Consider the following 22,798-nt stretch of genomic DNA (forward strand, 5'->3'; position numbering starts at 1 on the left):
CCCCCACCCAAACACAGCCTGCCCACACCATCGCCACAGCCGGTCCCACAACCACCACACATCCGCACCGCGTGAGCTTGCCGAAAACGCCGCACTTGCCGTACCCCCCACGCTGGTTCCGCACCCCGAGACGAGTTGGAGCACCAATGCCCCAGCACGTGCCTTCGTCGTTGCGCGCTGCTTTCCCCCGCACCGCAGAGCGACCCCCGGCGCATCCCCCACAGCCGCGCCGTGTCGTCTTCCTCGCCCGCCGTGACTTCGGCAACGCGGCGGCGGGCGGTTCCGAACTCCTCGTCGACAAGCTCGCCGAGGGCCTGACCCAACTCGGCCACCAGGTCACCCTGCTGTGCGGGGGGCCGGCCGCGTACCGCGACTACCGAGTCGTGTCGGCCGGCGGCGACCTCGGCCACTATCTGAAGGTCCGTTCGGCGTTCCAGCGCCAGGTCGGCGACTGCGATCTGCTGGTCGAGGTCTGCAACGGGATGCCGTACCTGGCGCCGTTGTGGCATCGCGGACCGACCCTGTGCCTGGTCAACCATGTGCACACCGATCTGTGGAAGATGCGGTTCGGCGGTCCGCTGGCGCCCGCCGCCCGCCTCGGCCGAAGACTTGAGCACTGGGCGCTCGCGGGCGCCCAGCGCAAGAATCTGCTGGTCGCCGTCTCCCCGTCGACGGCACACGCGCTGCGCGACATCGGGGTCGAGCGTGAGCGCATACGGGTCGTCCACAACGGCGTCGAGGAGCCGGGCCCGCGGGCCGAACGCTCCCCGGAGCCGCTGTTCCTCGCGATGGGACGGCTCGTCGAGTACAAGCGCATCGATCTGCTGCTGCGGCTGTGGGAGCGGGTCCGCCCCGTCACCGGCGGCCGTCTGGTGATCGTCGGCGACGGGCCCGAACGCCAGCGCCTGGAGCAACTCGCGGGCCCCGGCGTCGAGTTCAAGGGCCATGTCTCCGAAGCCGAGAAGCACCGGCTGCTCTGCGCCGCCTGGATGCTGCTGCACCCATCAGCCGTCGAGGGCTGGGGTCTGGTGGTGACCGAGGCAGCCGCCCGTGAGACCCCGGCCATCTCCTTCGACGTACCCGGTCTGCGGGACTCCATCGTGGACGGCGAGACCGGGCTGCTGGCCCGCGGCGAGTCGTCGTTCGCGGCGGCCTGGTGCACCCTCGCCCTGTCCGCCGAACGCCGCACCCTGATGGGCAAGGCAGCCCGTGAACGTGCCGCCCAGTACCGCTGGCACCAGACCGTGCGGCAGTTCCGCGCGGTGGCGGCGGAGGCGGTGAGGAGCTACCAGCCATGAGCACTTCCACGGGTTCCGGCAGAGGCACGGGCAAAGGCAGACGTACGGGGACGGGTCTGAAGGACCCTTCGCTGCGCCGTTCCATCGCCCTCTTCCGCGCCTTCCTCCATGAACAAGAAGACCCGGAGGCCTGCTACTCGCTGCTCGCCCGTGACGCCGTCGACCAGGTGGAGGCGTACGACGGTCCGGTCAACGGCCGGACCGTCGTGGACGTGGGCGGCGGGGGCGGCTATTTCACCGAGGAGTTCCAGCGGCGCGGCGCGCACGCCTACCTCTTCGAACCGGACGTACAAGAACTCGGCGAGAAGCCGCCCCAGGGCGCTGTCGTCGCCGACGGCTATCTGCTGCCGCTGGCGGACGGCGTCGCCGACGTCTGCTTCTCCTCCAATGTCCTCGAGCATGTGGCCGACCCGCAGACCTTCATCAGCGAGATGGTGCGGGTCACCAAGCCCGGCGGACTCATATACGTGTCGTTCACCAACTGGCTGTCCCCCTGGGGCGGCCATGAGTGGGCGCCTTGGCACTACTTCGGCGCCGAGCGGGCCCGCGCCCGCTATCAGCGGCGCACCGGCAAGGACGCCAAGCACACCCTCGGCGAGAACCTCTTCGCCGTACACATCGGAACCACCCTCAGGCAGGTGCGCGCCAGGGACGACGTCACGGTCGTCTCGGCGCGCTCCCGCTACTGGCCGTTCCTCGCGGAAACCGTCGCGAAGGCGCCGGGGCTGCGCGAGTTCGCCACCTGGAATCTCCTCCTCATACTCCGGCGGTATCCATGACCAGTACGGTCCAGTCGGCTCCTCCCCCGGCGCCGACACGTCCCCTCCCTCCTGTGCCCGACCCCCCTGAGGGGCCGCGGTCACGACGGTGGCTTCTGGGATTCTGGGCCGTGGTGTTCGTGCTGTTCCTGGCCGTGGACCCGGGCCGGCAGACCTTCGAGACCAAGCTCGGAGTCACGGTCGACCCCTGGCAGTTCATGGCCGATCTCGGTCAGCTCTGGCACGATCGCGGCGGCTTCGGCGGCATCGCGGACCAGTACATCGGTTACGCCTTCCCGATGCTGCCGTACTACGCGCTGACCGACCTGCTGGGCATACCGGTGTGGCTGGCCGAGCGCCTGTGGCTGTCGCTCGTCGTGAGCGTCGCCTTCTGGGGTGCGCTGCGGCTGGCCGAACGGCTCGGCATCGGCAACCGCCCCTCCCGGCTGCTGGGCGCGGTGGTGTACGCGCTGTGGCCGGTGTTCACGATCGTCGTCGGCTCGACCTCGGCGGCGGCGCTGCCGGGCGCGATGCTGCCGTGGGTGCTGCTGCCGCTGACGAACGAGCGCTACAGCGCGCGGATCGCCGCCCTGCGCTCGGCGCTGCTCATCCCCTTCATGGGCGGCGTCAACGCGGCGACAACTCTGGCCGCTCTCCTGCCCGTCGGCCTGTATCTCCTCTCCCGCCCGCGCGGCCCGAGGCAGCGCAAGCTGATCGCCTGGTGGGTGCCGGGGGTGATCCTGGCGACGGCCTGGTGGGTGATCCCGCTGCTGCTGCTCGGCATCTACGGCGAGAACTTCCTTCCGTACATCGAGAGTTCACAGACCACCACGGCCACCATGTCGGCCACGGAGATGCTGCGCGGTGCCGGTAACTGGGTCGCCTATCTGCACTTCGGCGAGGCCTGGCTGCCCGCCGGCTGGACTGTCGCCTCCTCGGTCGTCGTGATCGTCTGCTCGGCCCTCGCGGCCGGCCTCGGGCTCGCCGGGCTCGCCCGCCGCGATCTGCCCGAACGGCGCTGGCTGGTCCTGGTCGTGCTGTCGGTCGCGCTCATCACCCTTGCCGGATACGGCGGTTCGTTCGGCGCGCCCTTCCACGAGACCTTCCAGGGCTGGCTGGACGGCGGCCTCGCTCCCTTCCGCAACATCTACAAGTTCCAGGTGGGCCTCGCACTCGCGCTGGTCTTCGGGCTGATGCATCTGGTCGGTGTCGCCTCCGAGACGCGGGGTGCACGTCCCGTACGCGGCCGGCGGTTCGCCCCGCTGATCGCGGCGGTCCTCGTGCTGCCCGGTCTCGCCCTGCCGTACTTCAACGGGTCGATCCTGCAGCCGGGTTCGTTCCAGGAGCTCCCCAAGTACTGGCAGGCCACGGCCGACTGGCTGGAGGAGTACTCTCCCGACTCCCGCGCTCTCGTCGTCCCCGCCACCGCGCACGGCATCTACACCTGGGGCTCCACCATCGACCAGCCCCTCGACGTGCTCGCCGAGTCCCGCTGGGCACAGCGCGACTATGTGCCGTTCGGCACCGCGGGCAACCGGCGCGCCATGGACGCGGTCGAGCAGGCACTGCTGACGGGCGGCGAAGTCCCGGGCCTGGGCGACTACTTGAGCCGGGCCGGGCTCCACTACGTCGTCGTGCGCAACGATCTCGACCCGGACCAGATGGGCTACGTGCCGACCACGACCGTCAAGCGCACCCTGGAGGAGTCGGGCTACCGCCGGGTGACCGGCCTCGGCCCGGTGATGACGGGCGGGACGATCGCGGAAGACACTCCGGTGCAGGTCGAGGGCCTGTATCCGCGGCACCGCGCCATCGAGATCTACGAGCCGGCCGAGGACGTGCAGCGGCCCGGGCAGGCAGGCCTGAAGGCCGTCGCCGACACGGCCGTGGTCTCCGGCGGCCCTGAGGCACTGCTGCCGATGTCCGCCGATCCGGCATTCCGGGACCGGCCCGCCGTGCTGACCGGTGACAACCACCCCGGGCTCGGCGCTCCCCCGCTCCAGGTGACGGGAGACGGGCTGCGGCGCGCCGACACACGGTTCGGTCTTGTCAACGCCAACACCTCGTACACGTACACCCGCGACGAGCGCAATCACTCCGGCAGCTTCCAGGACGCCGGTGAGAAGCCGCACCAGATCCTGCCGACGGAGGGCATCGGGCATCAGACGGTGGCCGAGCTGCGCGGCGCCCGCTCGGTGACCGCGTCGTCGAGCGGCAACTGGATGTTCTATCTGCCGCAGTACGACCCCGTGAACGCCTTCGACGGCAATCCGGACACCGCATGGGCCGAGGGCGCCGCGGATTCGGCGAACGGTGAGTGGCTGCGGATCGGCTTCACGGAGAAGACCGACATCCCCTCCTCGATCCGGGTCACTCCGCTGCCGCAGGACAGTGTGCGGTCGGCGCCCACGCGGGTGCGGGTGGAGACCGAACGCGGCTCCGCGACGAGCTACCTCCAGGCCAACGGCATGCGGCAGCGGATCAAGGCGCCTGAGGGCGAGACGGACTGGCTGCGGATCACCATCGTCAACTCGGTGGCCCGGCACACCGGTCTCAGCGGTGCCGGGTTCTCCGAGATCAGCATCCCCGACGTCCAGGTGACCCGCATGCTGCGGCTGCCGAAGGACGCCGAGCGCACCGACGCCGCCGCCGAGGTCGTCTCGCTCCACCGGGCCTCCGACCCGGGCGGCTTCTCCCCGACGGGCACGGAGTCCGGGCTGCACCGCCGCTGGAACTCCGAGGCGGCGGGCTCGTACGAGGTGAAGGCGAGCGCGGTCCCGATCCCGAGCGCCGAACTCGACGAACTGCTCTACCGGGTGGCGCCCGAGCAGCAGAGCCAGATCACCGCGACCGCCGACTCCACGGCCAACCTCGGTGTCGGTCTGTCGCCGCGCAATCTCACCGACGGCGATCTGACCACCGCCTGGATCGCCGGGGACAACCCCACGATCCATCTGCGCTGGCCGGACAAGCAGGCCGTCGACGAGATCGTCCTGCCGCCCGCGGGCGGTCTGTCCACCCGGCCCACCAAGGTGAACATCAGCTCGCCGGACGGCGCGGCGATCGCCGGTGTCGACGAGAACGGCATCGTCCGCTTCCCCGCGATCACCACCGACCGGCTGGACATCACGATCACCGACACCGCGGAGCTGACCGTCCACAACCCGGTCGTCGACGACGATCTGCAACTTCCGGTCGGCCTCACCGAGGCGTACGTCCCGGCGCTCGACCAGTACCGCACCCCGCAGCCCGACGCCGACCGCACCTTCGACGTGCCGTGCGGTCAGGGCCCGACGCTCGCCATCGACGACGAGCTGTACGAGACCAGCGCGTCCGGGACCGTCCAGGACCTGGTGGAGCGGCGGCCCATCGAGGTGACGCTCTGCCAGCAGGGCCGCGCGGACACCTCGCTCTCCCTCGACTCGGGCGCGCACCGCGTCGAGGCGGGCGACGCCGGTCCGCTCGCGGTCACGGACGTCACGCTGACCCGCGGCACGGTCTCGGCCCCCTCCACCGCCGAGCGTGAGCTGGAGATACGGGACTGGCTGGGCGACCTCCGCGAGGTGAGCGTCGCCTCGGGTGCGGCCTCGTACCTGACGACGTACGAGAACTTCAACGAGGGCTGGAAGGCCACGCTGAACGGCGACGAGCTGGACCCGGTCCGGCTCGACGGCTGGCAGCAGGGCTGGCGGATCCCGGCGGGTGAGGGCGGCACCATCAAGATGTCGTACGAGCCCTCCACGACGTACGAGGCCGGGCTGATCGGCGGCGGGGTCGGGGTGCTCGCACTCGCGGGTCTCGTCCTGTACCGGCGCAACTCGCCCAACACCGACCAGCCCTCACCGCTGCCGCCCGCCCCCGGGATGATCCTGGGTGTCGTGGCGCTCACGCTGGTGGCTGCCGTGATCGCCGGGTTCTTCGCCCTGCTGGTGCCGGTGCTCGCGCTCATCGCCTGGAAGCGGCACGCGCTGCTGGTGCCGATCGCGTTCCTCGCGCTCGCGGGTGCCGGGATCGCCGCCGCCACGGGCGCGGGGACGGCGGCCTCGGCGGACGAGGGGACGTTCGGGCCCGCGGCCCAACTGCTGGCGCTGATCGGGCTGTTCGCGGGGCTGGTGTCGACGCGGGGTGCTGCGCTGGAGCCTCAGGGGGCTCAGGGGGCTGTGCCTCCGGGGTCGCAGCCCGGAGGTCCCGGTGGCTTCGGTGTTCTCCCGCCTGTGCCGCCGCCCGCCCCCGGCTCGGAGGCGCCTACGGCGCCGCTGCCGAATCGGCAGCGCGGGGAGACGTACGGGCCGCCCGCGACAGCTTCTCCGTCGGGGGCGCCCGAGGCCGGGTCTCCGTCGGGACCGGGCGCGGGTGCGGCTCCGGCGCCGGGTGCGAGTCCGGGTGCAGGTGCCGGTGCGCCGGGACTGCTGCCGCCGCCCCGGACGCCTCAGGAGTCGTCTGAGACGCCGGAGTCGCAGTCGCAGGAGTCGCAGGAGGCAGCGCCGGAGACGCCGCCGAAGTACGAGGCCGGGCCCACCGTCTCCGCGCGGGGCCCCGAGTCCGACCGGCGGATAACCGATCCACCGACCGTCCGCTTCCCGCTCAGCAAGCCGAAGTCCAAGGCGACACGTCCCGAAGAGACGGAAGCGACGGAACCGCGGGACAAGGAAGTGCGAGACAAGGAAGAGACGGGGGAAGGCGAACCCACATGACCACCCTGGACCACCCGGCGCGTGACGGCACGGACGGACCCGTACGGCCGCCCGCCCGGATCCCGTTCCCCGTCGTGGACGAGGTCGCCCGGCACTGCCTCCAGGAGGAGGAGCCGGAGACCGTCCACATCGAGGTCCACCTGCCGGGCCATCTCGACCCGGCCCGCCTGAAGACGGCCTTCACCGGGGCCCTGCACCGCCACTCGCGCATCCTGATGCGCGAGGCGGCGGGGCCCTGGTACCGCCGCCGCTACGAATGGGAACTCACCCGCGACCCGGACGTGGAGGTGGTGACGTTCCCGGCGCCGGACCGCGACGCCCTGAAGCACGCCCGGGACAGGGCGCTCGCCTCCGCCCCGCCGCTGTCGGCTTCCCCGCCGATCAGGCTGGAGGTCGTCCGCGATCCGGAGGACGACGGCACCGTTCTCTTCCTCACCATCAACCACACCGCCCTGGACGGCCCCGCCTGCCTCAGGGTCCTGGCCACCGCGGCCGAGCTCTACGGAGGCCGCGACAACGCCCCCGCCGCGCCCCCGACCCGTACAGCAGGCGCCGCCCCCACGGAAGTTGACGCCCCTTCCAGCTGGACCCCGCCCGCCCGGGTCGCCCACGGCACCCCCGAGCCCTCCCCCGGCAACGGCATGCTCGTGTCCGAGCTGAACGTGCCGCACCGGCCCAAGGGCTCCCCCTACACCGTGAACGACCAGCTCATGGTGGCCACCGCGATGATGATCGCCCACTGGAACCGGGAACACGGCGCCCATCCCCGGCCGCTGCGCATCACGATGCCGGTGGACGACCGGCCGCGCGGCACGGACATGCCCATCGGCAACGGCACCCGGCTCGTCGAAGTCCCGTTCAGCCCCGCGGAGTTGGACGACTCCGACCTGCCCGGCCTGTTGCGTCGTACGGCGGACCGCACGCGCGCCCTCAAGGCCCAGCCGCGTCCCCAACTCGGCCACGGAGCTGCCCTGTTGACCGCTCCCTGGGCCCCCGTGCCCTGGCGGGCCGCGCTCACCAGAGGCCTGCGCAGAGCCGCCGCGCCCTGGACGTCGACGACCCTGCTGAGCAACATCGGCCGCGTCCCGTACCCCCTCGACTTCGGCGAGGGAGCGGGCCGCGCGCACGCGGTGTGGTTCTCCGCCCCCGCCCGTATGCCCCGCGGCCTGACCGTCACTACGGCCGCCACGGCGGGCCGGCTGCACCTGGCGCTGCGCTGGTCCCGCACCCTCCTCAGCCACGGCGACGGCTGCCACCTCCGCGACCTGTTCGAGCACTACCTGCACGCGACGGAACACGCGGAGGAGCCCGCGAGGGAGAAACCCACGCGGGAGAAGCCCACAACGGGGAAGCCCACGAGGGGGAACGGCCCATGACCACCGCCCCGCCCCGCCGCGAACGACCGCACGGACTACGGGACTTCTACGAGGACCCGGACGTCACCGTCGCCTCCGGCACCCCCCGCAGCCTCCGCCAGGCCCGGATGCTCGCCGAAGCCCTCGGCCCGGCCACATCCGGCGCACGGACCGTCATCGACATCGGCTGCGGCGACGGCAGCGCCGCCGCGACGGCCGCCCCGCTCCTCGCGGGCCACCGCATCATCGGCGTCGACTGGTCCCAGGACGCCCTGAAACGCGCGCACACCCACATCCCGTACGCGGTACGCGGCGAACTCACCGACGGCGGGCTGCCGTTCAGGTCCGGCTGCGCCGACGCCGTCCTGTTCAGCGAGGTCGTCGAACACCTCGTGGACCCCGACGCGGCCCTCGACGAGATCCACCGGATCCTGCGCCCCGGAGGTCATCTCATGCTCTCCACCCCGAACCTGGCCGCCTGGTACAACCGGGCCCTGCTCCTCGCCGGAGTCCAGCCCGTCTTCTCCGAGGTGAGCCTGCGCGCCATCCACGGCCGCCCCGGCCAGGAGGTCGTGGGCCATCTGCGGCTCTACACCGCCCGCGCGCTACGGGAGTTCGTGGCCGCGTCGGGCTTCGAGGTCGTACGACTGCGGGGGGCGCCCTTCCACGGGGTACCGCGGCCGATGCGCCCACTGGACCGGCTGGCCTGCCGGGCGCCATCCATGGCCTCGATCCTGCTCCTGCACGCACGGAGGACGTAGCCCATGTGGTGGGGGGTAGCCGCGGCGCTGTTGGCGAACGTTCTGTACAGCACCGGTTTCGTCCTGGAGAAACGGGCGCTGGCGGCCATGCCCTCGGTGAACGTCCGCGAACCGGCGCGGCTGCTGCGCCTCGTCCTCGGCAGCCCACTGTGGATCGGCGGCTCCCTCGCCCTGGCCAGCGGTTTCGGCGCCCAGCTCGTCGTCTACCGCACCCTGCCGATCGCCGCCGCCCAGGGCATCTTCGTCTCCGGCCTGGTCATCCTCGTCCTGCTCTCCTCGGTCCTCCTCGGCGAGGAGACCTCCGGCCGCGAGCGGTACGCAATCGGCGCCATCCTCGCCGCCCTGCTGATGGTCGTGCTGTCGCTGAACGAACGCTCCGACACGGTCAGCCGCAGCGCGCCCGTCTCAATGATCCTGCTGGTCTGCCTGCCGACCCTGGCGATGGGCGTCTGGCTGTACGGCTCCGCCGAGCACCGTGCCCGCCGTCGGCACCGTATGCCGACCACGGGGGTCGAATACGGCGTGGCGGTGGGCCTGTTGTACGGGGTGAGCTCGCTGGCCATCAAGGGCGTGTCGAGCTACCTGACGGCCAGTGGCCTCGGCGGGGCGCTGCTCGACCTGCTGGTCTCCCCGTATCCCTACATCCTGCTGTTCACCGGCGCGTTCGGCCTGATCATGTCGCAGGCGGCGCTGCAACGCTGCCGGGCCTCGCTGATCGTTCCGGTCTGTACGACGGTGACCTGCCTGTTCACGGCGGTGCTCGGCACGTTCGCGTTCGGCGAGGCACTTCCCGAGGACCCGGTACGGCTCGCGCTGCGCCTCGGCGGTACGGCGCTGGCGGTCTCCGTACTCCTCGCGATGCCCAAGCACGACCCGCCGGCGAAGCCGGAGCCCCGTCCGTCGGAACCGGAACCGCCGTCGGAACCGGAACGGCCCTCGGAACACGAGCCGCTCTGGGACTCCGAACGACCCTCGGAGTCCGCGCAGTCCCCGTCGGAGCCCGAATCCCCATCGGAGCCCGCGCAGCCACCCTCGGAACCCGAGTCCCCCTCGGAGTCCGCGCAGCCCCCGTCGGAGCCCGAATCCCCATCGGAGCCCGCGCAGTCACCCTCGGAACCCGAATCCCCATCGGAGACCGAACCGGCGCCCTCGGAACCCGAATCCCCGTCGGAGACCGAACCGGCGCCAGAGCCCGAACACCCCACGCCCACCCGGGAGTTGACCCCACCATGAACCCTGACGACCCGCTCCTGAAGATCCTGGCGTGCCCGCTGGACAAAGGGCCCCTGCACCTCCTCGTACAGGAACCGGAGGAATCGGGCGACGCCCTCTACAACCCACGGCTGCAACGCCGTTACCCGATCGTCGACGGCATACCCCAGCTCCTCCCGTCCTCCGGCGAGCAGGTGACGGAGGACGAGCACGAGGAGCTGGTGCTGCGTATTTCCGGGGGCAGTGACATCAGCGGCTCCCTCCGCGGGCCCCAGACCCCCGGGATCACCCCATGACCCTGGCCGCCCGCCTCGCCCCCTTCATCCCCCTGCGCCTCGTCGCCGCGGCGGCCCGGCTCGTCTACCCGCGCTTCGAGCCCGAGCTGGCACGGCTCCCCGAACTGTGCCCGCCGGACTGCGGCACGGCCGTGGACGTAGGCGGCTGGTACGGCCCCTGGACGCGCCGTCTGTCGGACCGGGCCCGCCGCGTCGTGACCTTAGAGCCGGTCCCGCACCTGGCCCGCCTGCTGACCGACGCCACCCCCGGCAACGTACGGGTGGTCCGCGCCGCCGCCAGCGACCGCCGGGGCACCGCCCGGCTCTGGCTGCCGCCCGGCGACCAGGGCGACCGCGGCGTCTCCTCACTCATCCGCCGGGACATCCACGCCCGCGCCCTGGACGTCCCCTGTCTCACCCTCGACAGCCTGGACCTCCACGACGTCGGCTTCGTCAAGATCGACGTCGACGGCAACGAACTCGCGGTCCTGCACGGCGCCACCGCCCTGCTGACCCGCGACCGGCCGGCCCTGTTCATCGAACTGGAGGCACGCATCCAGCCGATCGCCCCGGTCGTCTCCCACCTGGCCCAGCACGGCTACGAGGGCTGGGTCCTGCCCGGCGACACGTGGCTCCCCCTGTCCTCCTTCGACCTGGAGGCCCACCAGGCACGCGCCTCCCACGTCGTCTCCCAGGGCCTGCTCCGCCGGGTGCTGCCGTTCCGCGGCCACCGCTACGTCCGCTACGTCAACTCCGTCCTGTTCCTCCCCGACGGCCGCCGCCCGGGCGAGCGACTCGTACGCGAAGAGCGACCCGTACGCGACGACGGGACGCGTGTCCGCGAGGATGGGACGCATGCCCGCCGCGAAGCGACCCACCGGCCCGTTCACCCGGCTCGACTTCCAGCTCGTCCTGCTACGCCGCATGGCCGACCACAATCCGGACCTGGTCGAGGAAGCCCGTCATGAGCTGGGCGTCTCGATCGCCGAGATGCGCGAGGCCAACCGCCGCTGGCAGGCGATGATCCGCGGCCCCCGCTCCCGCTCGGCCGCATCCCGCTACCACTCGGTCCTCGGCCAGCCGGAGGCGGTGGCGACCCGGAAGATCGGCGATCTGGAGTGCGAGGCCCGGCTCTGGCCCGTACCCCTGTGGCCGGATCTCCGCTTCGAGGTGCTCCTCGCCCCGAACGGAGTGGTCTGGAACGAGTGGCTGGTACGGGCGCCGGGTGCGGCGGAGCCTTCCTTGCGCACGCTCGACGACCTGACCCCCTGGTCCTGCACGGTGGACGAGGCGGCCCGCGCCTTCGCTCCCGCCCGGCCGCTGGAGGGAACGGCGCCGACGAGGTGGGGGCTGAGGTTCCAGGCACCGGACTCGTCGGGCGTACGACGGGACTGCGTGGCGGAGTTCACCTGGGGGCTGTTGCAGCGGGTGGCCGTCAACGGCGGCCAGGGCGTCGCCGTCAGCGGGCGGCCTTGACGATCGCCTCCGCGACGACCGGCACCGAGTCCGTGTGCAGCGAGAGGAAGAGGTTCGGCTCGATCAGCTCCAGCTCCATCACGCGGGGCTCGCCGTCGTCCCCGTCCACGAGGTCCACGCGCGCGTAGAGCAACTCGGGTTCGCCGGGTACGGTGGCCAACGCCCGTTCGGCGACGGCGAGTTCGGCAGGGGTCGGCTGCCAGGGCCGGAGGTTCGGGTGCGGGACCTTGTCCTCGTCGTACGCGGTCCCGGGTTCGAGGACGGCGCCCTTGCGTATGGCGTGGAGGAAACGCCCGCCGAAGAACTGGAGGGCCCGTTCACCCGCCGTATCGATGCTCCGTACGTACGGCTGCACGATCGCGGTCAGCTCCTCCGCGTGCATCCGCGCGAGATGGCGTACGGCTGTCTCGTGTTCCCCGGGCGCGTAACGGGCGGCGTACCGGGCCCCTGCCCCCGAGGTGGGCTTGATGACGTACTCCTGCTCCTCGGGCAGATCGACCGGATCCCCCGGAGCGAGAAAGCGCGTGTCGACGACAGGTACCCCTGCTGCGCCCAGATCCCCCAGGTACCGCTTGTCGGCGTTCCAGCGCACGACGTCGGCCGGATTGGCGAGCGTCGTTGCCTGCCCGCACCGCTCGGCCCACGCCACGAACTCGGCGACCCGCCAGGTGTAGTCCCAGGTGGACCGGATGACGGCAAGATCGAAGTCGCCCCACCCGACGTCCGGGTCGTCCCAGCACACGACGACCGCCTCGGCCCCGGCCTCCTGCACCGCTCCCGCGAGCACCGGCAGGTCGCGGTCGTAACCGGTCTCCCGCACCTCCCGGCAGGTGACGAGTGCGATGCGGGTACTGCGTGTCACGGGGACTCCTCGTCCGTACGTCGATTCCATACGTCGATTCCAGCGGTTCGGCCCGCAGGGTAACAATCCGACCGGAACCGAAGCACATGGAATTGACCTTCCCCTTTGGGGAGGCCACAGCATCGGTGGCGAGACGAGGAACGACCGGCTCGCGAGGGGGGCGCATGGAGATCGCGCATGGAGGTCGCATGGAGATGCTGACGATCGGGGCGTTCGCCAAGGCGTGCCGGCTGTCGCCGAAGGCGCTTCGGCTGTACGACGAGCTGGAGTTGCTGCGGCCCGCGCGGGTGGACCCGGAGAGCGGGTACCGCTACTACGCGCCGCACCAGTTGGAGCAGGCGCGTCTGGTGGCGTGGCTGCGGCGGCTCGGGATGCCGTTGGCCCGGATACGGGAGGTCTGCGCGCTCGAACCGGCGTCCGCGGCCACGGAGATCCGCGCGTACTGGGCGCAGGTCGAAGCCGAGACGGCGACCCGCCGTGACCTGGCGGCCTTCCTCGTCGACCACCTTTCACAGGTTCCGAGGAAGGACACCACCATGCTGGAACTGCGTTACGCCGCTCTCTCCGACACGGGCCTAGTCCGCCCCGCCAACCAGGACACGGCATACGCGGGCACCCGCGTCCTGGCCGTCGCAGACGGCTTCGGCCCTGCGGGAGCCCCCGCCAGTACGGCCGCGGTCGAGGCCCTCAAGTTCCTGGACACCGAGCCGCTTCCGGCGGGCAGTGTCCTCAACCTCCTGGAAGACGCGGTCCAGGGCGCGACACAGGCGGTCCAGGACGTGACCCGGAACCCGAAGGAGGACGGCACCACGCTCACCGCGATGCTCTGGACCGGCTCCCAACTGGCCCTGGTCCACATCGGCGACAGCCGCGCCTACCTCCTGCGCGACGGCTCCCTCTTCCAGATCACCCACGACCACACGATGGTCCAGTCGATGATCGACGAGGGCCGCCTCACCCTGGAGGAAGCCATGGCCCACCCCCAACGCGCGCTGCTCCTCAAGGCGTTGACGGGCGCGGGCCCGGCTCCCGCTCCGGACGTACGGCTGCACGACGCGCTTCCGGGCGACCGCTATCTCCTCTGCTCCGACGGCCTCTCGGGGGTTGTCCCGGACTCGGAGATCCAGGAAACCCTGACCACAATCCCCTCGCCGGAGCAGGCGGTTCGCGCCTTGGTCATCGCGGCGAACAACTCCGGTGGCCCGGACAACGTGAGTTGCGTGGTGGCCGACGTGGTGACGACCGATTCGCGCTGAGCGCGGGGCTGAGCCGTTGTCACGACCGGATCGGCACCCACAGCTCGATCTGGTCGTGGCGGCGGTAGAACTCGACCAGGGGCCGGGCGTCATCGGCGGGCAGCATCGCCTCGAGCTCGGCCATCCCGTCGGCTATCTGCCCATAGATCTGGGGCGGCTCGCCGACCAGGCGACCGCGGAGGTAGCAGCCTCCCGGCAAGGTGCCGAGCTGCAGGCCCACGCGGTCGGGGCGGTCGTCCTCCTTGACCGGCGTGCAGACGGTGTAGGTGTTCTGGCGTACGTCGATCTGCGCGTACATCTTGCGTCCACGCAGCCCGACCAGCTTCTCGAACGACGGCCAGAGCTGCTGAATGCTGCTCAACTCATCGACGGTGGTCTGCTGCATGACGGTGACGTCCGGCCGCTGAATGCGATCGGGCGGAGCGGAAAATACGGTTGGCGTCATGGCACCGAATAGAAGCACCCGGCGTTGAGAGGGCGGTAGGTGAGTACATAGGTGATTCGTCGTCACCTGAAGGTGTGGCAGGAAGGTGTCCTGGCCGGCCGGCGGCCATGGGCGCTGATCCCCGGCGACGGATTCACGCCGGCTCGCTTGGTGTGTGGACGGTGAGATCGGCTGTGAGGCGTACGGCGCCGGCGGAGGAGCCGACGTCGAGATGGAACGTGCCCGGCTCGAGGCTCCAACGGCCGTCTGTGGTGTCCCAGTGCTGGAACGCTCGCGTGGTCAGCCGCACCGTCGCGGTGACCTCTTCGCCCGGTGTGGCGCTGATGGCGGTGAACCCGGCCAGCCAGCGGGCTGGGCGTTCGATGGCGCTGCCGGGCCGGCGCAGGTAGACCTGCACAACCTCCCGGCCGGGCCGCCGGCCGCTGTTGCGTAGGTGGACGGTGATGTCCACGTCCCTGTCCGGGTCCACGCTGGTCGGTGCGTCGATCGACAGGTAGTCCCACGTCGTGTAGCCCAGTCCGTGTCCGAAGGGGTACCGGGGTGCTGGGGCGCCGGCCCGGTACCTGCGGTATCCGACGTGTAGTCCCTCGTCGTAGCGCAGCGCACCGTCGGTGGGTTGTGTGGACGGCAGAGCGTGTTCGGTGTCGGGCCAGGTGGTGGGCAGCCGACCGCCCGGTTCGACGAGGCCCAGCAGGACGTCGGCGAGGGCGTTGCCGAACTCCTGGCCGGGAAACCAGGCGAGCAGGATCGCGGCGACGTCGTCGGCCCAGGGCAGCAGTACCGGGGCGCCGGAGTTGACGACCACGATGGTCCTCGGGTTCACCGCGGCTACGCGCCGTACCAGTTCGTCCTGTCGTCCGGGCAGGGCCAGGCTGCTCCGGTCGAAGCCCTCGCTTTCCACCTCCTCGTTCGTGCCCACGACCACGACCGCGACGTCGGCGTCACGAGCCAGCGCCACGGCCCGTTCAAGGTCGGCCTCGTCGGTCTGGCGTGGCGGTTGCAGGTTGACCTGGAAGCTGGTGAAGACGCCGGGCGGCGCCGATTCGCTCGCGGCCTCGAGGTGATGGGTCAGGATGACTTCGACGTCCTCGCCCCCGTCGAGGTGGACGGTGTGCGTACGCTGCGGCGGGGCCGTCATGGCGGTCATCATGTCGGCTTCCGGTGGCAGTTCGAGTGTGGCGTCGAAGGCAGGTGAGCCGTCGATGGCCAAGTCGAAGCGGCCGATGCCGGAACAGCCGACCTCGTAGGCGCCCGGCTCGATGGCCCGTATCCGTGTGTGTACCTGGATTCGGGTGACCGCGTGGGCCGGCACGGCGGGGCCGAAGGAACCGAGCCAGGTGTATGAGCCCGCGGTGCGTGTTTCGCCCGCGAGTACCGTTCCGTCGGCGGCGAGGAAGCTCACTCGTACTCCGACGCCGGTGCCGTCGGGAAGTCGCAGCCAGGGCGCGCGGGCGATCGGGGTGCGGGTGTGGGGTTGGACGCCGACCGCGTAAGTGACCTCTGTGGTGCCCCGTAGGGCGGTGCGGAGGCCCTCCAGCGGTGAGATTGTGTACGGCGGGCAGACGGTCGCGCTGCCACCACCGAGTGTGCGGGCGTGTTCGGCGTTGGGGCCGAGAACGGTCACTCTCCGGAGCTCCGTGCGTGTCAGTGGCAGCGCGCCGTTGCGGTTGTGGGCCAGCACGAACCCGGCTGCGGCGGCGTGGCGCAACTGTGCGGCGACGGCGGCATCGTCGTACGTGGCTGGTTGCGGGACCGGTGGCAGGCCGTCGAGGGCGCCGACCCTGGCGGCCAGGCGCAGCAAGCGCAACACCTTGTCGTCGACGGTCGCCTCGGCCACCAGACCGTTGTGGACGGCGGCGACCAATGCCTCACCCCAAGGTCCTTGCGGGCCCGGTATCACCAGGTCGAGGCCGGCGTTCGCCGCCGCCACGGTGGATCGGGTGGCGAACCAGTCGGACATCGTCACGCCGTCGAAGCCCCACTCGGCGTGCAAGACCTGGCGTAGCAACGGACTCTCGGTCATCGTGAAACCGTTGACCGCGTTGTATGCGGCCATCACCGCCCATACGCCGGCGTCGCGGACGATCGCTTCGAAGGGCGCCAGGTACACCTCGCGCAGAGTGCGCTCGTCGACGCGGGCGTCGAGTGTCATCCGCTCGGTCTCCGAGTCGTTGGCCACGAAGTGCTTCACGGTGGCCGCGACGCCGCCGTCCTGCAGCCCGCGTATGTACGCCGCCCCCATGCGTGCGGTCAGCAGCGGATCTTCACTGAAGCACTCGAAGTGCCGCCCGGCGTACGGCGAACGATGCATGTTGACGGTCGGTGCCAGCAGTACGTCTATGCCCTTGCGCCGGGCCTCGAACGCGAGCAGCCCACCCAGCCGACCTACCAGAGCCTCGTCCCAGGTGGCCGCCAAGGCCGTGGGCGCGGGGACGTTGGCCGACGGCTGCCGCTCGTCCCAGGTCTCTCCCCGCACGCCGGCCGGCCCGTCCGACATCACCAGCCGGCGTAGCCCCACGGCCGGCTCCGGGGACAGCGACCAGGCGTCGGCGCCGGTCACGAGCCGGACCTTCTGCTCCAGGGTCAACGCGGCGAGCCGGCGAGTCAGTTCGCCCTCGTCGATGGTGGTCCCTACCTGTTGCTGGGCCACAGTGGTTGTCCTCCTGGACATAAGGTGCATGCGACGGATCGCGGTGAGGAGCGGGCGGGGGCGGGCACGCCGAGGGGAGCCTGGGAGGAACGCCCCCCAGGCTCACTCCTCTCGTTGATCAGGCAGCGGGTCGCAGGGACAGCACGTCGGGCAGGCTCCCGTTGCCCGCCTTGTCGATGTCGCCGAGGCGGTCGCCGACGACGAGGATGCCGGCGACCCGCGCCACGGGCGCGAACCAGGACAGCTCCGAAAGGCGCGCGGTGGCCTGCTGGTACACGGCGGCCTGCTTGGCGGGATCCGGTTCCGCCGCCGCCTTGGTGAGCAGTTGATTCAGCTTCTTGTCACCGGTGCCGAACGGGTTGAAGGGGTTGGGCGTCGGCAGCATGAAGTTCTGCGCCGACAGATATGTGGGGAGGGCGCCGTAGCCGAACCCGGTGACGGGGAACTTGCCCGACATCACGTTGGCGATCCACTGCGGCGGCTGTGCGTCGGTGGTCAGCTTGACCTTGACGCCGATCTTCTTCCACTGGGCGATGACGGCCTGGGTGACGACGTTGATGCCGAAGAAGCCCTGCGTCTCGACCTTGAGTGTGAACCCGTTGGGGTATCCCGCGTCGGCCAGCAGGCTCTTGGCCTGGGCTCGGTCGTACGGGTAACGGGTGTCCAGCGCCTTGCTGTAGCCGTCGTAGCCAGGGATCGACGTCTGACTGGTCGGTTCGGCGAAGTCGCCGAAGATCGCCTTGGCCACCGCCGCCCGGTCGATGGCGTGGTTGAGCGCCTGGCGTACCCGCACGTCTTTCAAGGGCGCGGCGATGGTGCCGCTGCGGTCGGCGAGCACCATGCCCATCATCGCTGTGCCGGCTTTGACGTGCTGCAGGCCGGCGGCGGTGAGTGCCGAGCCGGCGTCCGGCCCCACGATGGCGGCGTCGACCTGGTTGGTCTGGATCGCCTGCACCGTGGCGTTACCGTCGGGGATGATCCGGACCACGACCTTCTTCCAGCGCTGCTGCGCCTTGTTCCAGTAGTTGGGGTTCGCGGTATAGGTGTAGTGGTCGTTCGGCACGGTGGCGGCTGGGTCCAATGTGTACGGACCGGCTCCGAAGGTCTCCTTGGCCAGCTTGCTCGGATCGGCCAGTCCCGCCGGGGAGATGATCGAGCCCGACAGCAGTGCCTGACTCATCAGCATCGGCATCACGGGGTTGGATGTGCTGTTCTTGATCACGACGGTCGAGGGGTCCGGCGCGGTGATGCTCGAGATCGAGCCGCCCCAACTGGCGGCGTTGACCCCGACCTTGCGGAAATGCTTCAGCGAGGCCACCACGGCAGCGGCGTCCACCGGCGTACCGTCGGCGAACTTGACGCCGGGGCGCAGCTTCAGCTGGAAGACCTTGTTCTTCTTGTCGGTGTAGCCGAACGACTTGGCCAGGTCGCCGGTGAACGTCCGGTCGGGGTTCATCCGGATCAGTGCGGCGTAGGCGAGGTTGATGTTCGTCGAGCTGTTGGGGTCGAGGTTGGCCTTGTACGGGTCGAGTGTCGGGGCTCCGGCCACTGCGTAGGTCAGGGTGTCCCCGACCGAGGTGCCGCTGCCTTTGCCGCTGCCTTCACCGCTGCCCGAGGAAGCAGTCGAACAGGCGGTCAGGAGCAGGGCGGCGGCAACCGGGAAGGCGGCCCAACGGGATCTTCGGCCCAGTGGTGCGCCGGCGAAGCGGATCGACATGAGTTTTCCTTTCGCGTCCCATGCGGGGGAATGCAAGGGGGTAAGAGGGGATGGGGATGCCGCAAGCGGTGGGTCAGCGGGCGGCGTTCGAGTGATCGGGTTGTGAGTGAGCCGCCGGGTCCGTCGCGGCAGGGTTGCCGATCTCGTCGTGGCGCAGGCAGGCGACCAGCGCGCCGCTCTGGGTGGGCACCAGCGGCGGGCGCTGGCGGGTGCACGCGTCGATCACGTATCGGCAGCGCGATGCGAATCGACAGCTCTCCGAGGGGAGGTTCCGCTCGGCCTGCTCGCGCGGTGCGGCCGCCGCCCGGGCCCTTGCCGCCTTCGGGTCGGGGATCGGCGCCGCGGCGATCAACGCCTGGGTGTACGGGTGTGCGGGGCGGGCGTACACGAGGGAGGCCGGTCCCGACTCCATGACCTGCCCGCGGTACAGGACGACGATGCGTTGCGAGAGATACCGGACCACGCCGAGGTCGTGGGCGATGAACAGGTAGCTGAGCCCGAGCTCGGCCTGCAGGTCGGCGAGCAGGTTCATGACCTGTGCCTGGATCGACAGGTCGAGTGCGCTGACCGGCTCGTCGCAGACGACGAGTCGCGGCGAGGCCACCAACGCCCGGGCGATCGCGATGCGCTGCCGCTGCCCGCCGGAGAACTGGGCCGGGTAGCGCCCTGCCGCCTCGGGTGCCAGCCCAACCCGCTCCAGGGCCTGTCGCACCAGTGCCGGACGTTCTCGCGGGTTGATCTCCCGGCGGGCCAGCAGCGGCTCCACCAGTGTGGCGCCCACCGTCTTGGCGGGGTTGAGTGAGCTGTACGGGTCCTGGAAGACCATCTGCAGCGAGGCGCTGAGTTCGCGGCGCCGTCCGCCGCGCGCGTGGGTGATGTCCTCTCCGGCAAAGGTGATCGCCCCGTCTGCCACCGGCGTGAGGCCGACGATCGCCCGTCCGATCGTTGACTTGCCCGACCCGGACTCACCCACCAGGCCGACCGTTTCGCCCGGCGCCACGGACAGGCTCACGTCGTCGATGGCTCGCACGGCACCGCGCCCGCGGCCGTAGTCGACGCGCAGTCCGCGCACGTTCAGCAGGGCCCGATGGTGTCCCGTCTCACCGGCTTCATCCGGTCCGCGCTCCTCGCTACTCATGCCGACACCTCCTGAAGGCGAAGGTCGTCGCTACGCAGGCAGCGCGCCACGTGTGCGGGACCGGTGTTGCTCAGCTGGACCGATGCCCGGCGGCACTCGGTGATGACGTGGTCGCACCGATCGGCGAACCGGCAGCCGGCCGGCCAGTCGGTGGGGGCGGGTACGGTGCCTGCGATCGTGGGCAGCCGCTCCCCGTCGACCACCCGGTGCGGATCGGAGCGCAGCAACCCAAGCGTGTAGGGGTGGCGGGGCTGCGCGAAGATACTGTCCACCGTGCACGCCTCGACGATCTGGCCGGCATACATCACGATGGCGCGGTCGCACAGTTCGGCGACCACACCCCAGTCGTGCGTCACCATGAGCACCGCCATGCCGCGCTCGCGGCTCAATGCCCGCAACAGCGCCAGGATCTCCGCCTGGACGGTGACGTCCAGGGCGGTGGTCGGCTCGTCCGCGATGAGTAGCTTCGGGCTTCCGGCCAGGGCGAAGGCGATGGCCACCCGCTGGGCCATGCCCCCGGACATCTGGTGCGGGTAGCGGCGGGCCACGTCGGCCGGGTCCGGTAGGCGAACGCTGCTCAGCAGCTCGATGACGCGTCGACGTGCCTCACGGCGGCTCACCTTCGTGTGTCGGCGTACCGCCTCGGCCAGCTGTACCCCTGCCCGGACGGTGGGGTCGAGGCTGACCATGGGCTCCTGTGCGACGAACCCGATGCCCCGGCCGCGTACCTCGCCCCACTGTCGTGCCGACGCGCGAACGAGGTCCGTTCCGGCGAAGTGGCAGGATCCGCCGGTTGTCGAGCCGCCGCCCGGGGTCAGGCCCAGGACGCTCAGCGCGGTCACGCTCTTGCCGCAACCCGACTCGCCTACCAGTCCGACGATTTCACCGGGACTGATGTCGAAGGAGACGTCGTCCACCACCGTCGTCAGCGTCCGGTCACCGGTTGCCGAACGCAGCGGGATGGCCACTGAAAGGTGGCGCGCCGAGAGCAGGCTGTTCTCCGGGATCGTGCTCTCACCGGGGTGGCCGGGTGATGATGCGGCGCGCTTCGCCGTGCGCCGTACCAGTTTGGTCGAAGCCCAGGACTGGGTTGCCGTGTCCCGCACGGCATCGCCGAGCAAGCTGAATGCCAGGACGGTCAACGCGATCGCCGCTCCGGGAGGAACCAGCGCCCACGGGGCCTGCACCACGACGCCGCGCGCCTCTTCGACCAGACCACCCCAGCTCGGTTGGGGCGGCGGCGGTCCGAAGCCGAGGAAAGCCAGGCCAGTCTGGGTGACCAGCGCGAAGGCGGCGATCAACGCAGCCTGGACGATGACCAGGCTGGTCAGGCGCGGCAGCACGTGCCGGTACAGAATCCGCGCGTCGGACAGGCCGGACACCTTGGCGGCGGCGACGAACAGCTCTTGCCGTACGGACATCGTCGCGGAGCGCACGACGCGGATCAGACCGGAGGCGAGCAGGACACCGAAGGTGACCATCGCTGCGGTCACGTTGTTCGGGAACACGGCGAAGACGACCAGCAGGATGATGACGCCCGGGATCGCGAACAGCAGTTCGGCGACGCGCACGGTGATCGCGTCGACAACGCCACCGAGGTAGCCGGCGACCAGGCCGAGGGCCACGCCGATGACGACGCTCACCACTGTGGCGACGAGAACGCCCCACAGCGTGGTCGCCCCACCGTGTACGAGCCGGCTGAGCAGGTCCTGACCGAGGCGGTCCGTACCGAGCGGGTGCGCCGCGGAGGGACCCTGCAACGAGGCGAGCAGATCCTGCTCCAGTGGGTCGCGGCCGGTCACCATCTCCGGGAAAAGCGAGCAGAACACGACGGCGAGCAGCCACAGCAACGAAACCAGCGCCAGTGGGCGCCGTAGCAGGCCACCGAGGAAGCGCCCAACACCGACGGCCGCGCTCACTTGGTACGCACCTTGGGGTCGAGCCAGGCGTGACATACGTCGACGACCAGGCCGACGACGATGACGATGAGCGTGAAATAGATGACTGCCCCCTGAAGCAGTGGGATGTCATGCTGCACGGCGGCCAGCGCGGCGCCCGATCCCAGTCCCGGAAGGCCGAAGATGTTCTCGACCAGCACGGCCGCGCCGAGGAGGCTCGCGCAGATGACCCCGAGGACGGATACGACGGGGATCGCGGCGTTGCGCAAGGCGTGCCGGTAGACGATCGACCAGCGGGACAGGCCGTTGGCCTGCATCACCCGCACGAAGTCGTGATTGAGCGCGTCCAGCATCGAGTCCCGCGTCTGCTTGGCCACCGCGGTCACCGCGCCGAGAGAGACGGCCGCGACCGGCAGGACCAACGACCGCAGCCACTCCGCCGGGGATGCCGTGAAAGCGGTGTAGCCGGTGGCGGGGAACAACCGCCAGCGCACCGCGAACCAGGAGACGAGCAGCAGCGCCAGCCAGAAGCCGGGAACGGCCAGCCCGACCATGGACAGCATGTCGACCAGCCGCCCCAGCACGCCACCGCGTACCGCGCTGGCCACCCCCAGGACGATCCCCACCAGCGCCGCCGTCAGCGTCGCCGGGATGATCAGCGAGAGCGTGGCGGGCAACCGTGGCGTGAGCAGCTGCCCCACGTCGGTCCCGGTGACCAGTGATGCCCCCAGGTCCCCGCGCACGGCGTCGCCCAGCCAGCTCGCGTACTGCTCTGGCAGCGGACGGTCGAGCCCCATCTGCTGGTGCAACGTGTCGACCTGCTCCTGCGGTGCCAGCGGTCCCAGCACCGACCGGGCCGGGTCACCGGGAACGAGCGACACCAGCAGGAAGGAGAAGAACGAGACGAGCAGCAGCATGGGTACGCCCCACAGCAGTCGCCGTGCGACTAGCCTCCCCACGGTCACCACCCCACCCGTGGCCAGGGGATTCTCATGTCGATGCC

The 22,798-nt window shown here is 70.6% G+C and carries 16 protein-coding genes and 1 pseudogene; 10 read left to right on the top strand and 7 right to left on the bottom strand.

Annotated features, from left to right (window positions below):
• Positions 1–146 precede the first annotated feature (146 nt).
• The 9 genes and pseudogenes from ACGFNK_RS00385 to ACGFNK_RS00425 all read left to right on the top strand — a co-directional run bounded on the left by ACGFNK_RS00385 (position 147) and on the right by ACGFNK_RS00425 (position 11,829).
• Positions 147–1,298 carry a glycosyltransferase family 4 protein gene (locus ACGFNK_RS00385; protein WP_393410412.1) on the top strand — a complete coding sequence of 384 codons (1,152 nt, stop codon included), beginning with the start codon at positions 147–149 and terminating at the stop codon, positions 1,296–1,298.
• Entirely contained in the window at positions 1,295–2,077 is a 783-nt protein-coding gene (locus ACGFNK_RS00390; RefSeq protein WP_386354287.1) for a class I SAM-dependent methyltransferase, read from the top strand. Before ACGFNK_RS00385 ends, ACGFNK_RS00390 begins: the two co-directional genes overlap by 4 nt.
• Entirely contained in the window at positions 2,074–6,750 is a 4,677-nt protein-coding gene (locus ACGFNK_RS00395) for an alpha-(1->3)-arabinofuranosyltransferase (RefSeq protein ID WP_393410414.1), read from the top strand. The genes ACGFNK_RS00390 and ACGFNK_RS00395 overlap by 4 nt, the downstream gene beginning before the upstream one ends.
• A complete protein-coding gene (locus tag ACGFNK_RS00400; protein WP_393410417.1) occupies positions 6,747–8,126 on the top strand; it encodes a condensation protein in 1,380 nt (459 codons plus the stop codon). The genes ACGFNK_RS00395 and ACGFNK_RS00400 overlap by 4 nt, the downstream gene beginning before the upstream one ends.
• A complete protein-coding gene (locus ACGFNK_RS00405) occupies positions 8,123–8,866 on the top strand; it encodes a methyltransferase domain-containing protein (RefSeq protein ID WP_386354295.1) in 744 nt (247 codons plus the stop codon). The genes ACGFNK_RS00400 and ACGFNK_RS00405 overlap by 4 nt, the downstream gene beginning before the upstream one ends.
• 3 nt (positions 8,867–8,869) lie before the next feature.
• Positions 8,870–9,784 (top strand): annotated as a pseudogene (locus tag ACGFNK_RS00410) (hypothetical protein); the annotation flags it as partial.
• A gap of 311 nt (positions 9,785–10,095) precedes the next feature.
• Complete coding sequence (locus ACGFNK_RS00415; protein WP_393410420.1) at positions 10,096–10,374, top strand: Trm112 family protein; 279 nt, start codon at positions 10,096–10,098, stop codon at positions 10,372–10,374.
• Entirely contained in the window at positions 10,371–11,321 is a 951-nt protein-coding gene (locus ACGFNK_RS00420; protein WP_393410422.1) for an FkbM family methyltransferase, read from the top strand. The genes ACGFNK_RS00415 and ACGFNK_RS00420 overlap by 4 nt, the downstream gene beginning before the upstream one ends.
• Positions 11,209–11,829, top strand: coding sequence for a hypothetical protein (locus ACGFNK_RS00425; protein WP_393410425.1), 621 nt, complete (start codon positions 11,209–11,211; stop codon positions 11,827–11,829). The genes ACGFNK_RS00420 and ACGFNK_RS00425 overlap by 113 nt, the downstream gene beginning before the upstream one ends.
• On the opposite strand, the gene ACGFNK_RS00430 is transcribed toward ACGFNK_RS00425, so the two are convergent.
• Complete coding sequence (locus tag ACGFNK_RS00430) at positions 11,813–12,691, bottom strand: RimK family alpha-L-glutamate ligase (RefSeq protein ID WP_393410427.1); 879 nt, start codon at positions 12,689–12,691, stop codon at positions 11,813–11,815. The genes ACGFNK_RS00425 and ACGFNK_RS00430 overlap by 17 nt on opposite strands.
• 188 nt (positions 12,692–12,879) lie before the next feature.
• Here ACGFNK_RS00430 and ACGFNK_RS00435 point away from each other — a divergent pair, with 188 nt between their 5' ends.
• Positions 12,880–13,947, top strand: coding sequence for a MerR family transcriptional regulator (locus ACGFNK_RS00435; protein ID WP_393410429.1), 1,068 nt, complete (start codon positions 12,880–12,882; stop codon positions 13,945–13,947).
• A 19-nt stretch (positions 13,948–13,966) separates the two neighbouring features.
• On the opposite strand, the gene ACGFNK_RS00440 is transcribed toward ACGFNK_RS00435, so the two are convergent.
• The 6 genes from ACGFNK_RS00440 to ACGFNK_RS00465 all read right to left on the bottom strand — a co-directional run bounded on the left by ACGFNK_RS00440 (position 13,967) and on the right by ACGFNK_RS00465 (position 22,754).
• Complete coding sequence (locus tag ACGFNK_RS00440) at positions 13,967–14,332, bottom strand: GyrI-like domain-containing protein (protein WP_393410431.1); 366 nt, start codon at positions 14,330–14,332, stop codon at positions 13,967–13,969.
• Between the two features lie 193 nt (positions 14,333–14,525).
• A complete protein-coding gene (locus tag ACGFNK_RS00445) occupies positions 14,526–17,042 on the bottom strand; it encodes a beta-glucosidase (protein WP_393410433.1) in 2,517 nt (838 codons plus the stop codon).
• A 118-nt stretch (positions 17,043–17,160) separates the two neighbouring features.
• Positions 17,161–18,759, bottom strand: a complete 1,599-nt coding sequence (locus ACGFNK_RS00450; RefSeq protein ID WP_393410436.1) for an ABC transporter substrate-binding protein — start codon at positions 18,757–18,759, stop codon at positions 17,161–17,163.
• Between the two features lie 73 nt (positions 18,760–18,832).
• The gene (locus ACGFNK_RS00455) at positions 18,833–19,897 is read right to left on the bottom strand and encodes an ABC transporter ATP-binding protein (RefSeq protein ID WP_393410439.1); all 1,065 of its coding nucleotides are present in this window, start codon (positions 19,895–19,897) and stop codon (positions 18,833–18,835) included.
• Positions 19,894–21,816 carry a dipeptide/oligopeptide/nickel ABC transporter permease/ATP-binding protein gene (locus tag ACGFNK_RS00460; protein WP_393410441.1) on the bottom strand — a complete coding sequence of 641 codons (1,923 nt, stop codon included), beginning with the start codon at positions 21,814–21,816 and terminating at the stop codon, positions 19,894–19,896. Before ACGFNK_RS00460 ends, ACGFNK_RS00455 begins: the two co-directional genes overlap by 4 nt.
• The gene (locus tag ACGFNK_RS00465; RefSeq protein ID WP_393410444.1) at positions 21,813–22,754 is read right to left on the bottom strand and encodes an ABC transporter permease; all 942 of its coding nucleotides are present in this window, start codon (positions 22,752–22,754) and stop codon (positions 21,813–21,815) included. The genes ACGFNK_RS00460 and ACGFNK_RS00465 overlap by 4 nt, the downstream gene beginning before the upstream one ends.
• Between the last annotated feature and the right edge of the window lie 44 nt (positions 22,755–22,798).

The sequence above is a fragment of the Streptomyces sp. NPDC048825 genome (assembly GCF_043198355.1).
Taxonomy (GTDB): domain Bacteria; phylum Actinomycetota; class Actinomycetes; order Streptomycetales; family Streptomycetaceae; genus Streptomyces; species Streptomyces xiangluensis.